Source organism: Neisseria sp. P0009.S007 (assembly GCF_051962515.1).
In genome coordinates this window covers 1-325 of sequence record NZ_JBQCVF010001002.1, presented here as the reverse complement: position 1 = coordinate 325, position 325 = coordinate 1, and the positions used below count along the sequence as shown (strand labels likewise).

Annotated in this window: 1 protein-coding gene; it reads right to left on the bottom strand. The window is 56.0% G+C overall.

From position 1 onward, the window contains the following. The coding region (locus tag ACTHS3_RS17505) for a LysR substrate-binding domain-containing protein (RefSeq protein ID WP_440368697.1) at nt 1–325 on the bottom strand (325 nt) is incomplete at both ends.

The window sequence follows — 325 nt, the reverse complement described above, 5'->3', positions numbered from 1 at the left end:
CAATAGGGCAGGGCGGCGATGCCGCGTTTGCTGGCAACCAGCTGAATAATGGCGATGGTCAACTCGCTGTGGCGGCGCGGCGGATTAATGCCTTTGGGCAGCAGCACTTTTTTGGGCAAATCCAGCATTTCGTCTGGGACGGGATAAGTAATCAATGTTTCGTCGATAAAGTCTTCCGCTTCCCAAATGTCTTTGTCGGCAAGCGGGTGGTCTTCTGCGCAGATGCCGACCATTTCATAGGCAAACAGAGGGCGGTAGCTGATGCCGTTGAGCGGCTCGGCTTCGGAAACGATGGCAAGGTCGGCGCGGTGTTGCAGCAATAGCC